The organism is Streptomyces mirabilis, assembly GCF_018310535.1.
In the GTDB taxonomy this organism is placed as follows: Bacteria; Actinomycetota; Actinomycetes; order Streptomycetales; family Streptomycetaceae; genus Streptomyces.
This window is the reverse complement of record NZ_CP074102.1, coordinates 734,065-746,912: the sequence shown is the minus strand read 5'-3', so window position 1 is coordinate 746,912 and position 12,848 is coordinate 734,065. Positions and strand designations below refer to the sequence as shown.

Here is a 12,848-nt window from a genome sequence, read left to right as displayed (position 1 = left end):
CGGAAAATGGGCTGCGGTCGGCGAGCCCCGCGCACACACTGTTCGCATGGAGCACCGCGCACCCGCGGGGCACTTCCCGACCCCCGAGGATGTTGCGTGCAGGCAGCCGTGACCGTCACCCCCGCCCGCATACCGGAACTGCTGCTCGGCCTCGCGACCGTGCGGCCGGTCTTCCTCTGGGGCGCCCCCGGCATCGGAAAGTCCTCCCTGGTCAGGGAGTTCGCCGAGTCACTGGGCCTGGAGTGCGTCAGCCTGCTCGGCACCCAGCTCGCACCCGAGGACCTGATCGGCGTCCCGCAGATCCGCGACGGGCGCTCGGTGTTCTGCCCGCCGGAGGCGATCGCCCGTGACGAGCCGTACTGCCTCTTCCTGGACGAGCTGAACGCGGCGACGCCGGATGTGCAGAAGGCGTTCTACTCGCTGATCCTGGACCGCCGCATCGGCAACTACGAGCTGCCCAAGGGCTCGATAGTGATCGGCGCGGGCAACCGCGCCACCGACAACGCGCTGGCCCGCCCGATCGCCTCCGCGCTGATCAACCGCCTCACGCACGTGCACCTGGAGGCCTCCTCCAAGGACTGGCTCGGCTGGGCCGCGGCCAACGGCATCCACCCCTGGGTCGTGGACCACCTCACCGACCGGCCCGACCACCTGTGGTCCAAGCCGCCGAAGACCGAGGAGCCGTTCTCCACGCCCCGCTCCTGGCACATGCTCTCCGACGCGCTGCACTCCTTCGGGCCGGCCCTCGACGAGCCGACCCTGAAGGTGATCGCACACGGCACCCTGACGCCCGCGCACGCGGTCGCCTTCTGCGGCTATGTGAAGATCGTGCGCAGCCGGTTCGGCATCGAGGCGATCGTCAAGGGCGACGCCCGCTGGCCGCACCGCCCCGAGGACCGCGACCTGCTGTACTACCTCGCCGAGTCCTTCCGCGGCCGGCTCGTCAAGGAGCTGCCCGCCAGCAAGGAGCACCTCTCCGCGAGCGGACAGCAGACCGCGTATCGGGCCAAGTCGCTGCTCGTGCAGCTCGCCGAGATCTCCGTGGAGGTCGCGCAGAGCGTCATCGCTCCGGACACCGACGGCAATCCCCTCCTGCCCGCCTGGTTCCTGGTCGAGGCGGCCCGCGACATGCCCCGGCTGGTCGAGGCGCGGCAGTGAGCCGCACCCCGACGAGCCGCAGTAAGGGACAGCCGAAGAAGGACCTGGCGGCGGAGGCGTTCGCGGAGGGGATGCGGCTGGTGCGGGCCAACCGGGCGCTCGCCGCCATCGGCTTCAGCACCTGCCGCCAGGAGGACTGCCCCGACTCACCCCGCGACGGTCTCGTCCGTGTCGACTCCAACGGTGTACTGCACGTCCACCCCACCCGCCGCGCCGAGCCCGTCGAGTGGGCCTGGGCGGTCGCGCACGCCATCATCCACCTGGGCTTCGGCCATGTCCCGGCGGCGCCGAAGACGCGCGAGCAGCCCGACCGCCACGCCCTCGCCGCCCGCTGCGCGGTCGTCAACCGCTTCCTGCTCGGTTTCCCCATCGGCCTCACCCCAGAGGACCTGCCGCCCTCGTACCCCGACGGCGACGAGGAGCAACTCGCCGCCCGCTGGCGGCGCGAGGGGACTCCGGCCCCGTACGAGCGCTGCGGTACGGCCGGCGGCGAGCCGGACCAGCTGCTGGTGCCGTGGGACACCTGGAAGGGCGGCCAGGCCCCGGACTGGCAGCTCGAGTTCGCGCACGCCCTGACCCGCACCGTGGCCACGGCGATGGACGTGGCCGGCGGCCGCCGCGGCTCGATGCGCGGCGGGCCCACCCGGCTACAGCCCTGGGAGCGGGCGCTGAGCTGGTTCATCTCCTCCTACCCGCTGCTCGGCGGCATCGCGGCCGGCATCACCCTGGTCGCCGACGCCGAACTGGCCCGCGCCCACGACATCTCCGTCGCCGCCGTGAACGCGGAGGCGGGCGAGATCTACATCAACCCGCTGCGCCAACTGGAGGACGAGGAATGGCGGTTCGTCCTCGCCCACGAGATGCTGCACGCCGCCCTGCGGCACGGCGACCGCTGCGGCCCCCGCGACCCGTACCTCTTCAACATCGCGGCCGACTACGTCATCAACGGCTGGCTGTGCGAGATGCAGGTCGGCACGATGCCCGAAGGACTTCTGTACGACGCGGAGTTGAAGGATCTGTCGGCGGAGGAGGTGTACGACCGGATCGCGAAGGACCTGCGCCGGATGCGCCGGCTGTCCACGCTCCGCGGCAAGGGTGTTGGTGACATCCTCGGCGCCCCGCTCGGCTCCCCGCGCGACTACGTGGACCTGGACGAGCTCTACCGGCGCGGCCTGAGCCACGGCTTCGACCTGCACCAGCAGCTGGAGCGGGGCTATCTGCCGGGCGGTCTGGTCGAGGAGATCCGCGCGCTCAGCCATCCGCCGCTGCCTTGGGACGCCCGCCTGGCCCGCTGGTTCGACGAGTTCGTGCCCCGCCCCGAGCCGGTACGGACGTACGCGCGCCCCTCGCGCCGTCAGGCGTCCACCCCCGACATCCCGCGCGCGGGACGGTACTTCCCGCCCGAGGAGATCGCCCGCTGCACCTTCGGCGTCGTCCTCGACACCTCCGGTTCCATGGACCGCACGCTGCTCGGCAAGGCGCTGGGCGCCATCGCCTCGTACGCCGAGGCCCGGGACGTACCGGCCGCGCGGGTGGTGTTCTGCGACGCGGCGCCGCACGACGCGGGCTATCTGCCGGTCACCGAGATCGCCGGACGGGTACGGGTGCACGGGCGCGGCGGTACGGTGCTGCAGCCCGGCATCGATCTGCTGCACCGCGCGGACGACTTCCCGCCGGGCGCGCCGCTGCTGGTCATCACGGACGGCTGGTGCGACGTGCTGCGGGTGCGGCGCGAGCACGCGTATCTGATTCCGCAGGGCGCGTGGCTCCCGTTCACGGCGCGGGGACCGGTCTTCCGCGTGCGGTGAGCTGTCATTCTGGGTGAGTCGCGCGCAGGTGTGATCGGATGGTGCGCACGGACCCCGAAAACGGGACCCCATCGAAGGGAATCATCGTGGCAACCACGCGCACCGCGCACACCGTGTGGGAAGGCAACCTGCTCGAGGGCAGCGGCGTCGTCACCTTCGACTCCTCCGGCATCGGCCAGCAGCCGGTGACGTGGGCGTCGCGGGCGCAGGACGCCAACGGCAAGACCAGCCCCGAGGAGCTGATCGCCGCCGCCCACTCCAGCTGCTTCTCCATGGCGCTGTCGCACGCCCTCGCGGGCGCGGGCACCCCGCCCACCAAGCTCGTCACCAACGCCGACGTCACCTTCCAGCCCGGCGAGGGCATCACCGGCATCCACCTGACGGTGGAGGGTACGGTGCCGGGCCTCGACAACGACGGCTTCGTCGCGGCGGCCGAGGACGCGAAGAAGAACTGCCCGGTCAGCGCGGCGCTGACCGGCACGACGATCACCCTGACGGCCAAGCTGGCCTGACGTCCGGAAGCAGTACGGCGCCGCGGTCCCCACGCAGGGCCCGCGGCGCTGTCATGTCCGCCCCATTGACAAGAACGCACTCAAGTTTTGTGCTTGAAGGTGGGCAGCGCCCTGGCGGAAGGGGACGGACATGGCACGTGCGGTCGGGATCGACCTCGGAACGACGAACTCGGTGGTGGCCCTTCTCGAAGGCGGCGACCCCACCGTCGTGACCAACGCGGAGGGCGCGCGCACCACCCCCTCCGTGGTGGCCTTCGCCAAGAACGGCGAGGTGCTCGTCGGCGAGGTCGCCAAACGTCAGGCCGTGACGAACGTGGAGCGCACCGCACGCTCGGTCAAGCGCCACATGGGCGAAGCGAGCTGGCGCTTCCCGGAGCAGGGCTCCGTCGACGGCACCCGCTACCGTGCCCAGGAACTGTCGGCGCGCGTTCTGCAGAAGCTGAAGCGGGACGCGGAGGCCTACCTCGGCGAGGACGTCACGGACGCCGTGATCACCGTGCCCGCCTACTTCGACGACGCCCAGCGCCAGGCCACCAAGGAGGCGGGCGAGATCGCGGGCCTGAAGGTGCTGCGGATCATCAACGAGCCGACGGCCGCCGCCCTCGCCTACGGCCTCGACCGGGGCGAGGAGCAGACCGTCCTCGTCTTCGACCTGGGTGGCGGCACCTTCGACGTCTCGCTCCTGGAGATCGGCGACGGCGTCATCGAGGTCAAGGCGACCAACGGCGACACCCGGCTCGGCGGCGACGACTGGGACCAGCGGATCGTCGAACACCTCGCGCAGCGCTTCAAGGCCTCGTACGGCATCGATCTCGGCCACGACAAGATGGCGCTGCAACGGCTGCGCGAGGGTGCCGAGAAGGCCAAGATCGAGCTGTCCAGCTCCTCCGAGACCACCGTCAACCTGCCCTACATCACCGCCACCGCCGACGGCCCCCTGCACCTCGAGGAGAAACTGACCCGTGCTCAGTTCCAGGAGCTGACCGCCGATCTGCTCGACCGCTGCAAGACCCCCTTCCACCAGGCGGTCAAGGACGCGGGCGTCAAGCTCGCCGCGATCGACCACGTCATCCTGGTCGGCGGCTCGACCCGGATGCCCGCCGTCACAGACCTGGTCAGGGAGCTCACCGGCAAGGACCCGCACAAGGGTGTCAACCCGGACGAGGTCGTGGCGCTCGGCGCGGCTCTCCAGGCGGGTGTCATCAGGGGGGATGTGAAGGACGTCCTACTCCTCGACGTCACCCCGCTGTCCCTCGGCATCGAGACCAAGGGCGGCATCATGACCAGGCTCATCGAGCGCAACACCACGATCCCGACCCGCCGTTCGGAGATCTTCACCACCGCAGCGGACAACCAGCCCTCGGTCGGCATCCAGGTCTACCAGGGCGAACGCGAGATCGCCGCGTACAACAAGAAGCTCGGCGTCTTCGACCTCACCGGGCTGCCGCCCGCGCCGCGCGGAGTCCCGCAGATCGAGGTCGCCTTCGACATCGACGCCAACGGGATCATGCACGTCTTTGCGAAGGACCTCGCCACCGGGCGCGAACAGAAGATGACCGTCACGGGCGGCTCCGCGCTCCCCAAGAACGACATCGACCGCATGATGCGCGAGGCCGAGCAGTACGCCGAGGAGGACCGCGCACGCCGCGAGGCCGCCGAGACCCGCAACCAGGCCGAACAACTCGTCTACCAGACCGAGAAGTTCCTCCGTGAGAACGGCGAACGCATCCCCTCAGAGACGAAGCCCGAGGTCGAGTCCGCCGTCGCCGACCTCAAGCGCCTCCTGGAGGACTCCGCCACCGACACCACCGCCCTGCGCACCGGCGTCGAGAAGCTGGCCTCGGTGAGCCAGAAGATGGGTCAGGCCATGTACGCCCAGGCCCAGCAGACCCCCCGGGAGGAGCCGGCCGCCGAGCACACCACGGCGGCGGAGGACGGTGTGGTGGACGCCGAGATCGTGGACGACGAGAGGGAGACGAGGGGCGGCGCGGCGTAAGGGCTTTTGAGGAGAGGGGCTCTGTGTGAGCCCCTCCCTGGGAAGTCCTCGCTGGGAACTCCTCAGTAGGAGTCCCGGATCTCCCGCAGGATCTCCTTGGTGCGGGGCACGGAGGCGGCGTGGGCCGACATGTGGTCCAGCACTTCCAGGTGCATGGCCACCTCGGGGCGCGAGTCCAGGTAGATGGCACCGGTCAGGTACTCGCTGTAGACCATGTCGGGCAGTTCCGGCTCCGCGAAGCGGAACAGCGCGAACGAGGTGTACGTCCCCGGATGCGGGCCGCTCGCGTACTCGGCGACCTGGACGGAGATGTCGTCGCTCTCCATCTCCCGCAGCAGCCGGTCGATCTGGTCCCGCATGACCTCCCCACGGATGCTCACCGGGCGCCGCAGCGCGGTCTCGTCCATGATCACCCAGAGGTGGGGCCGGTGTTCGCGCCTCAGCAGCAGCTGCTGCCGCGTCATGCGCAGCGTCACATGCCGCTCGATGGCCTCGGGCCCCGTCTGGCCCACCGTTCCCGCCTCCAGCACGGCGCGCGCGTACTCCTCGGTCTGCAGCAGCCCGGGCACGAAGTGCGGCTCGTACGAGCGGATCAGACGGGCGGCGCCCTCCAGGCTGACGTGCATGCTGAACCAGTCCGGCAGCACATCGTGGAACCGCTGCCACCAGCCCGGCTGGTTCGCCTCCTCGGCGAGCGCGACGAAGGCGGCCACCTCGTCGTCGGCCACTCCGTACGTCGTCAGCAGCACCTGGAGGTAGGGGATCTTGAGGGCGACCTCGGCCATCTCCATCCGCCGCACCGTCGCCGGGGCGACACGCAGGACACGCGCGGCTTCTTCCCGCTTCAGCCCGGTGGCCTCCCGCAATTCCTGCAGCCGCCGCCCGAGCACCACTTGCCCCACGGTGGGCGCAGCCCGCCGCTCACTCACGCCACGCCCTCCCCAAGCGCCGAAGCCTCCACTCAAACGGATCGGCGACGCTCCGTCAAGACACCAGTGACTGAAGGTATTTGACCGTCGCCGGATCCGCGGGGAGAAACGTCTCGATGGCCAGCTCGGCGACAGTGACGTCCATCGGGGTGTTGAAGGTGGAGATGGATGAAATGAAGGACAGCACGCGCCCGCCGTGCTCGATCTGCAGAGGGAGAGCGAAATAGGGAACGGGCTCGACATCTTCATCCGGTTCCAGCGCCATTTTCCCTTCCTGTCCCTGGTCCGGTACCGGGTAGGCCGCCACCTCCTCGTAGAGCGCACGCAGTGGCTCGGAGCGGTCCAGGGCGATCTGCCGTTCCATCTGCGCGAGCAGGTGGTCGCGCCACTCGCGGTGGTTGCGGATCCGAGGCGCCAGGCCCTCCGGGTGGAGGGTCAGCCGCATCGCGTTCAGCGGCGGCGTGAGCAGCGACTCGGAGACGCCCTCCAGGAGCATGGTGATGCCCCGGTTGGCGGCGAGCACGGTGTACGTGGCGTCGACCACCAGCGCCGGGTAGGGCTCGTAGCCCTGGATCAGCCGCTCCATGCCCTGGCGCAGGGCGTCCATCGAGGGGTCGTCGAGGGGGGGCTCCGGGTAGTGGGGCGCGTAGCCGGCGGCCAGGAGCAGCGCGTTGCGCTCCCGTACGGGGACGTCGAGGTGTTCGGCCAGCCGCAGCACCATCTCCTCGCTCGGACGGGAGCGGCCGGTCTCGATGAAGCTGATGTGCCGGGCCGAGGAGTCGGCCCGCAGCGCCAGTTCCAGCTGGCTGACCCGACGCTGTTCCCGCCAGCCGCGCAGCAGCGGGCCGACGCCTTTGCCGACGGAGTTGGTTGAGGGCCTGGTCGGACCGGACGCGACGATGGACATACGCCGACCGTAACCGAGGAAGGCCGTGGGTGGTGCGTGGCGATCGCAACCCGATACGCGTCCTAGTCCTGCGGAGCCGCGGCAAGCACTGTGTGGCAGTCCGACCAAGCGGCTTGGCTCAACAGGGGCTGGAATCGGGTGAACAGGGCGAGGAGTTCGGCTCCCCACTGCTCGCGGAAGACGGGGTCAATGCGGGCAAGGTCGAGTTCGTTGGCGGCGGACAATTCGGCGAAGTCTCGTCGAAGTTGCGGCAGGGGAGTGTGGAGGCGGCCGGTGAACCGATTCCGGAAGGCCCCGTCGGCATCCGCGAGCGTTGGATAGGTGGCCTTCCGGTCACACGACGCGTAGAGATACACGATGGATTCAGTCTCGGCGCCGATCGCCTCTGCGAGTTCGGTGCGGCTGTCCGGAGAAAGCAAAGCAGTGGGGAAGCCGTCGGTGCCGTAGAAAGCGTGGCACAGGCCCGCGAGCTGGAGAGCGGGGCGGGCGCCCCATACGGCGAGTTGTCCCTGGACGCGCTGGAGATGGGTGACGAGAGTGCCGCCCGGATGGGCGATGTCCGCAGCGCCGAGCTTGCGCAGCAGCGCGATGGCCTGGCCGGCAGCGGCAGGAGAAGCAGGCACAGGGCGGTGTCCTTCCGTCGCTTGGGGTCGGCACCCGTCCGCGCCTTCGCCTGTGGTCCGGACCCCGCGAAAGCGCCGGACGGGTTGCCGCCTGGGCCCTGCACCGATCATCCTGGACCCCATAACCCCCAGTCAATCCTATGGATTTCTAGCTATGCCCAAGCTATAGCTTGGGGTTATGACTTTGGAGGACCTGCGCGTCTTCGTGGCCGTGTGCAGGGCGGGAAGCCTCAGCGCCGTTGCCCGGGAGCTGGACTGCACGCAGTCAGCGGTGAGCCAGCATGTGAAGCGATTGGAGCGAGAGGCCGGTGTGAGCCTCCTGGAGCGCCAGCCACGAGGTGTCGTGCCCACACATGCGGGGCGCGTCTTGTGCGAGGCCGCGTCGGACAGCATCGCCGGTCTGGATCTGGCCCTGCGGCGTCTCGGAGACCTTGTCAACGGCGACAGCGGCTCTGTGCGCGTCACCACGGGCGGAACAACCGTGCGGCACTTCATGTCCGACGCCATCGTCGCCTTCCGTCAGCGCTACCCGAAGGTCAGTCTGGAGTTCCAGACAGAGACCTCCAGCCGCAACTGCTTCGAGGCCCTCGCCGCCGGCAACCTGGACCTCGCCTGGGTCACGATCGCCGGCCCAGTGCGCGGAATCGAGCAGCGCCCCGTCGTCGCCCTGCCCTGGGTGCTGGCTGTCCGTGCCGACGATCCGCTCGCGGGCCGGCCCTATGTCAACACAGCCGAACTCAGCGACATCAGCCTCATCCGACTCCCCCAGAACTCCAGCTCAGGCGCCCGCCTCGATGCCGCGTTCGCCGAACTCGGTATCCGGAGCGGTTCCGACACCAGCGTCGCCGACTGGGACACCGCCCTCCTGTTGGCAGAGCTCGGCCTCGGCCACGCCGTCGTGCCTGTGCTGCCCGGCTGGGAGATCCCCGGTGACGGTCCCCTCCGCCTCGTCCCCATCTCCAATCTGCCCCCGCTCCCGGTCGGCTGGGCCGTCCGCCGCTGGGACGCCCTCACCCCACTCGCTCGGGTCTTCGCCGACACGGTCGCCCACAGCTGTACGCAGAGGGCCGCCAACACGCAGCTCAAGTAGCACGCAGATCGGGCAGCGCGGATCAGTAGGTTCGACCCATGAGCCTTGTGCGCAGCCCTACTTCTGTCCGACGGCTCACGCGCCCCTTCCCCTTCCGAGAGGAAGGGCGAAACGGAGCAGGTTTCGGGGGAATGCGACAGGACGCCGCGCGGTACGGAGCACCTTCGATCCCCTGGTCGGGGGACTGTGGCAGGCTGAGGACCAGCCCCCACCGCACCCCGCCGTACGAAGAACGGAGCGAGGCCATGCCCGTCGAACCGCTGTCGCAGAAGGAGATCGAGGAGCAGCTCGCGGAGCTGCCCGGCTGGTCGCTGGACGGCGACCACCTCGCCCGCTCCTACCACCTCCCCTCCCACTTCGCCGCGACCGCGATGGTCGTACACATCGCCCAGGTACAGGAGGAGCTCGACCACCATTCCGACCTCACCCTCGGCTACAACACGATCTCCCTCACCGTGAACACCCACAGCGTCGGCGGCGCCGTCACCGAGCTCGACCTCAAGCTCGCTCGCACGGTGGAGGCACTCGCTCCGGGACATGGCGCAAGCTGATCCGCCTCGGTTTCGGGCAGGGTGCCCGGTCCTTCAGGACTGGTGCGAATGCCCGCTCCCGCGTGGCGGGGCAGGGGTGGCCGAATCGCCTTCAGGGCGTTTTGGTGTCTTGCCCGACGTGACGGCCTGTCGCACGGCGGCGATCAGCCAGGAGTTCAGGGAACGGTCGTCGGCCTCGGCGGCGGCTCGGGCCTGTTCGTGCAGATCGTCGGGGAGTCTCAGGTTCACATGTTTCATGGGACCATGGTTGAGCTAGATTGGTCCCATGGCAAGGTTTCGGCTGTACCCCACGGGTGAGCAGGAGCAGCAGATGCTGCTGCACTGCGCGCACGCCCGGTACGTGTGGAACCTGGCCGTCGAGCAGCACTCGTACTGGTACAGGGGCAGGAAGGCCGCGCCCGGTTTCGCCGAGCAGTGCCGCCAGCTCACCGAGGCCCGCACCACCAGTGAGTGGCTGCGCAAGGGCAACGCGGATGTGCAGCAGCAGGCACTGAAGGACTTCGGGAGGGCCAAGCAGGCGCGGTTCACCTCCGGGTTCGGCGAGCCGACCTGGCGCAGGAAGCACCGGCACGAGGGCTTCCGCGTCGTCGGCACCGACCGCGTCCCGGAGTTCGACACCGACGGCGGCCCGAAGCTGAACGCGAAGACGGGCAGGCAGATCATGGGCCGCTCGGTGGTGGTCCAGAAGCTGAACCGGCGATGGGCACAGGTGAAGGTGCCGGGCTGCGGCTGGGTCCGCTTCCGTCTCACCCGGACCGAGCTGCCGCAGGCGAAGACGTTCCGGGTCACTTGGAAGAACGGGCAGTGGCACATCGCCTTCGCCGTCGTCCCCGCCCCGGTCATGGCGCCGGACACCGGCGAGGTCATCGGCATCGACCGCGGTGTCACGATCACCGCGGCCCTGTCGGACGGCCGGACCCTGAACTGCCCCCAGCTCACCACCCGTGAGCGGGCGCAGATCCGCAAACATCAGCGGCGTGCCGCCCGCGCTCCCAGGAACAGCCCGCAGAAGACGGCCGGGTACGCGAGGGTCGCCAAGCTCAAAGCCCGTGAAGCAGACCGGCGCAAGGACTGGTGCGAGAAGACCTCGACCATGCTGGCCAGGTCGTACGGCCTGGTGCGGTTCGAGAAGCTGAACATCAAGAACATGACCCGCTCGGCGAAGGGGACCATCGAGGAGCCGGGCAAGCGGGTGGCGCAGAAGGCCGGGCTGAACCGGGCGATCCTCGCGCAGGGCTGGGGTCTGCTGCGCCGGCGCACCGAGCACAAGGCTCCCGGGCGGGTCGAGGACGTACCCGCCCCCTACACCAGCCTGCGGTGCAGTGCCTGCGGATGGATCGACAAGAACTCCCGCAAGAGCCAAGCCGAGTTCGTCTGTTCCTCCTGCGGTTTCACCTGCAACGCGGACACCAATGCAGCAGCCAACGTCGCGGCAGGACAGGACGGCGAAAGCCGCCCCGGGTGCCAAGCCCGTGCCGGAGGGACAACACCGCCCAGACGGCGGTCGAGTGTCCGTGAACCTCAACCCACCCGGGTTGGAATCCCCCTCTTTTAAAGGGAGAGGATGTCAAATGCTCGACTACGACAAGGAAGCCGACGAATATGACGCCAGCAGGGGCGGTGAGCCCAGAGCCGCCGCGGCCGCGGCCGCCCTCCTCGGCCTCGTCCCCGACGACGTACAGGCCCTGCTCGACGTCGCCTGCGGCACCGGAATAGTCACGCGCCGCCTCGCCGCCGCCCGCCCGACGCTCCGGGTGACGGGCGCGGACGCCGCGCTGGGCATGGCCCGGATGGCGGCGGCACGGCTCCCGGGGGCGGTGATCCGCGCCGACAGCCGCCGACTGCCCTTCCCCGACGCCTCGTTCGACGCCGTCACCAGCGTCTGGCTGCTCCATCTGGTCGACGGCGCCGAGGACGTCCGCGCCATCGTGGCCGAGTGCGCGCGGGTCCTGCGCCCGGGCGGGGTGTACGTCACCACCGTCGACAAGGCCGCCGCACATGACGTGGGCAGCGACATCGACGCCGTACTCGCCTCCCGCCCGCGCCGCCCCGCCCAGGACCGCCCCGAGGACGTCGAGGCGTACGCCGTCGAGCACGGCCTCGCGCCGGCCGGCCGGGCCCGTTTCCGGGGCCACGGCCAGGGCCGCAGCCCGCGCAGCACGGTGGCGGACCTGCGCCGCGGCTGGTTCACCCGGATCGCTCCGGACGACCCGCTGACCGAGCGCTTCGTCACGCTGCTCGAAGCTCTGCCCGATCAGGAAGTCCCGCGCCCCGACCCGCAGTTCGCTCTCCGAGCGTTCACGAAGATCCCCGCCGCGCGAACTCCATGACCCAGTTGGTCACCCACGTCTTCTCCCCGTCCACGGAGAAGGCCTGCTCCCAGCGGGCCGTGGTCGGGGAGATCCCCGACCACACGAACCGCACCCGCACGTCCTTCCCGTCGTGGGTGTCGTCGCCGTGGAACTCACCGCGCCCGTCGGGCCCGAACCGCCCCACCACCGGCGGAAACAGCTTCCCGCTGCGGCTCGACGACCAGTTCAGCGACCACACCCGCGCCGCCGGGTCGAAGAGCCGCAGGGTGAGCCCCTGCCAGCCCTGACCGGGCACCGTCATCTCGTCGATGTTCGCGGCCCCGTCGAACAGGCTCCAGCAGCGGTTCGTGGCCCCGAACTCCTCCCACCCGCTGTCGGGGTCGAGGAAGTCGGTCAGACGCCTGTTGTGGACGTCCCACTCGCCGTGGAAGAAGTCGAAGTCGTGCGGGCTGCTCATGAGCGGTCTCCAGTCGTGCCCTCGGGGAGGGAGTCGGCAAGGTAGGCGTCGAGGTCGGGGGCGTCGGGCGCGAGCATGTGCCGCACCCAGGCGTCGCGTTCGTGAAGGATCGGCGGCAGCTCCCAGACGCAGCCGATCCAGGGGAGGTCGGGTGTGATGAAGTGCGTGGGGTCCCGGTCCGGGCAGCCCAGGACCGGCTGGCCCGCCGACGCGCCGCGGAAGTGCAGGACGTTGTCCCACACCCAGCTGTACGCGTTGAGGTAGGCGCCGTCGTCCCCGCCCCGGTGCAGTACGACGAAGGTCGCGGGCGGTGTGCCGTCGGGCTCCGGCAGCAGTTTCGGCAGCATCGCGTACGCCGCCGCCTCGACGTCGGGCGCGATACCGGCCGGGTCCGCGGTGACGTGGTAGCGCTTGATCCGTCGCCCCGCCACCTCGATGGGCGGCGGCACGGTCAGCAGTTTCTCCCTGAAGTTCCGAGGATTCGGGTCATTCTGTGGGTTCGGGT

14 protein-coding genes are annotated in these 12,848 nt (G+C 69.9%); 8 read left to right on the top strand and 6 right to left on the bottom strand.

The genetic code is table 11. The annotated features are described in order from the left end of the window. Nucleotides 1-96: 96 nt before the first annotated feature. The 4 genes from SMIR_RS03385 (at nt 97) to dnaK (ending at nt 5,474) form a co-directional block, all read left to right on the top strand. Complete coding sequence (locus tag SMIR_RS03385; RefSeq protein ID WP_168497460.1) at nt 97-1,158, top strand: ATP-binding protein; 1,062 nt, start codon at nt 97-99, stop codon at nt 1,156-1,158. Between the two features lie 71 nt (nt 1,159-1,229). Next, nucleotides 1,230-2,966, top strand: coding sequence for a vWA domain-containing protein (locus tag SMIR_RS03380; RefSeq protein WP_422664505.1), 1,737 nt, complete (start codon nt 1,230-1,232; stop codon nt 2,964-2,966). 86 nt (nt 2,967-3,052) lie between these two features. Continuing rightward, a complete protein-coding gene (locus tag SMIR_RS03375; RefSeq protein ID WP_060901013.1) occupies nt 3,053-3,478 on the top strand; it encodes an OsmC family protein in 426 nt (141 codons plus the stop codon). A gap of 130 nt (nt 3,479-3,608) precedes the next feature. Next, entirely contained in the window at nt 3,609-5,474 is a 1,866-nt protein-coding gene (gene dnaK, locus SMIR_RS03370) for a molecular chaperone DnaK (RefSeq protein WP_212726485.1), read from the top strand. A 62-nt stretch (nt 5,475-5,536) separates the two neighbouring features. Here the strand turns inward: dnaK and SMIR_RS03365 are convergent, their stop codons facing one another. From SMIR_RS03365 to SMIR_RS03355, 3 genes are all read right to left on the bottom strand, one after another. Next, complete coding sequence (locus tag SMIR_RS03365; RefSeq protein ID WP_168497466.1) at nt 5,537-6,403, bottom strand: Sco1979 family transcriptional regulator; 867 nt, start codon at nt 6,401-6,403, stop codon at nt 5,537-5,539. A 55-nt stretch (nt 6,404-6,458) separates the two neighbouring features. Continuing rightward, on the bottom strand, nt 6,459-7,310 hold the full coding sequence (locus tag SMIR_RS03360) for a helix-turn-helix domain-containing protein (protein WP_212726484.1): 852 nt from the start codon (nt 7,308-7,310) through the stop codon (nt 6,459-6,461). Between the two features lie 62 nt (nt 7,311-7,372). Beyond that, nucleotides 7,373-7,933 carry a DUF6817 domain-containing protein gene (locus tag SMIR_RS03355; protein WP_212726483.1) on the bottom strand — a complete coding sequence of 187 codons (561 nt, stop codon included), beginning with the start codon at nt 7,931-7,933 and terminating at the stop codon, nt 7,373-7,375. Nucleotides 7,934-8,111: 178 nt separating this feature from the next. Between SMIR_RS03355 and SMIR_RS03350 the strand changes: the two genes are divergently transcribed. Together SMIR_RS03350 and SMIR_RS03345 are read left to right on the top strand one after the other, a co-directional pair. Continuing rightward, nucleotides 8,112-9,023, top strand: a complete 912-nt coding sequence (locus SMIR_RS03350) for a LysR family transcriptional regulator (protein ID WP_212726482.1) — start codon at nt 8,112-8,114, stop codon at nt 9,021-9,023. 245 nt (nt 9,024-9,268) lie between these two features. Then, entirely contained in the window at nt 9,269-9,574 is a 306-nt protein-coding gene (locus SMIR_RS03345; RefSeq protein ID WP_168497474.1) for a 4a-hydroxytetrahydrobiopterin dehydratase, read from the top strand. Nucleotides 9,575-9,607: 33 nt separating this feature from the next. On the opposite strand, the gene SMIR_RS03340 is transcribed toward SMIR_RS03345, so the two are convergent. Continuing rightward, a complete protein-coding gene (locus SMIR_RS03340; RefSeq protein WP_249938334.1) occupies nt 9,608-9,811 on the bottom strand; it encodes a YlcI/YnfO family protein in 204 nt (67 codons plus the stop codon). A 28-nt stretch (nt 9,812-9,839) separates the two neighbouring features. Between SMIR_RS03340 and SMIR_RS03335 the strand changes: the two genes are divergently transcribed. Then, nucleotides 9,840-11,129: an RNA-guided endonuclease InsQ/TnpB family protein gene (locus SMIR_RS03335; protein WP_168497476.1), complete on the top strand. Its 1,290-nt coding sequence runs from the start codon at nt 9,840-9,842 to the stop codon at nt 11,127-11,129. A 16-nt stretch (nt 11,130-11,145) separates the two neighbouring features. Beyond that, nucleotides 11,146-11,904 carry a class I SAM-dependent methyltransferase gene (locus SMIR_RS03330; protein WP_212726481.1) on the top strand — a complete coding sequence of 253 codons (759 nt, stop codon included), beginning with the start codon at nt 11,146-11,148 and terminating at the stop codon, nt 11,902-11,904. Here the strand turns inward: SMIR_RS03330 and SMIR_RS03325 are convergent. Continuing rightward, the gene (locus SMIR_RS03325) at nt 11,873-12,343 is read right to left on the bottom strand and encodes a hypothetical protein (protein WP_212726480.1); all 471 of its coding nucleotides are present in this window, start codon (nt 12,341-12,343) and stop codon (nt 11,873-11,875) included. The two genes, SMIR_RS03330 and SMIR_RS03325, sit on opposite strands and share 32 nt — an antisense overlap. Next, nucleotides 12,340-12,792, bottom strand: a complete 453-nt coding sequence (locus SMIR_RS03320) for a hypothetical protein (protein ID WP_211119084.1) — start codon at nt 12,790-12,792, stop codon at nt 12,340-12,342. The genes SMIR_RS03325 and SMIR_RS03320 overlap by 4 nt, the downstream gene beginning before the upstream one ends. Nucleotides 12,793-12,848: the final 56 nt, after the last annotated feature.

Coding starts and splice junctions, on each gene's coding strand:
- SMIR_RS03380 (WP_422664505.1), top strand. CDS start 1,230: ATGCGGCTGGTGCGGGCCAACCGGGCGCTCGCCGCCATCGGCTTCAGC.
- dnaK (WP_212726485.1), top strand. CDS start 3,609: ATGGCACGTGCGGTCGGGATCGACCTCGGAACGACGAACTCGGTGGTG.
- SMIR_RS03360 (WP_212726484.1), bottom strand. CDS start 7,310: ATGTCCATCGTCGCGTCCGGTCCGACCAGGCCCTCAACCAACTCCGTC.
- SMIR_RS03350 (WP_212726482.1), top strand. CDS start 8,112: ATGACTTTGGAGGACCTGCGCGTCTTCGTGGCCGTGTGCAGGGCGGGA.
- SMIR_RS03345 (WP_168497474.1), top strand. CDS start 9,269: ATGCCCGTCGAACCGCTGTCGCAGAAGGAGATCGAGGAGCAGCTCGCG.
- SMIR_RS03340 (WP_249938334.1), bottom strand. CDS start 9,811: ATGAAACATGTGAACCTGAGACTCCCCGACGATCTGCACGAACAGGCC.
- SMIR_RS03335 (WP_168497476.1), top strand. CDS start 9,840: ATGGCAAGGTTTCGGCTGTACCCCACGGGTGAGCAGGAGCAGCAGATG.
- SMIR_RS03330 (WP_212726481.1), top strand. CDS start 11,146: ATGCTCGACTACGACAAGGAAGCCGACGAATATGACGCCAGCAGGGGC.
- SMIR_RS03325 (WP_212726480.1), bottom strand. CDS start 12,343: ATGAGCAGCCCGCACGACTTCGACTTCTTCCACGGCGAGTGGGACGTC.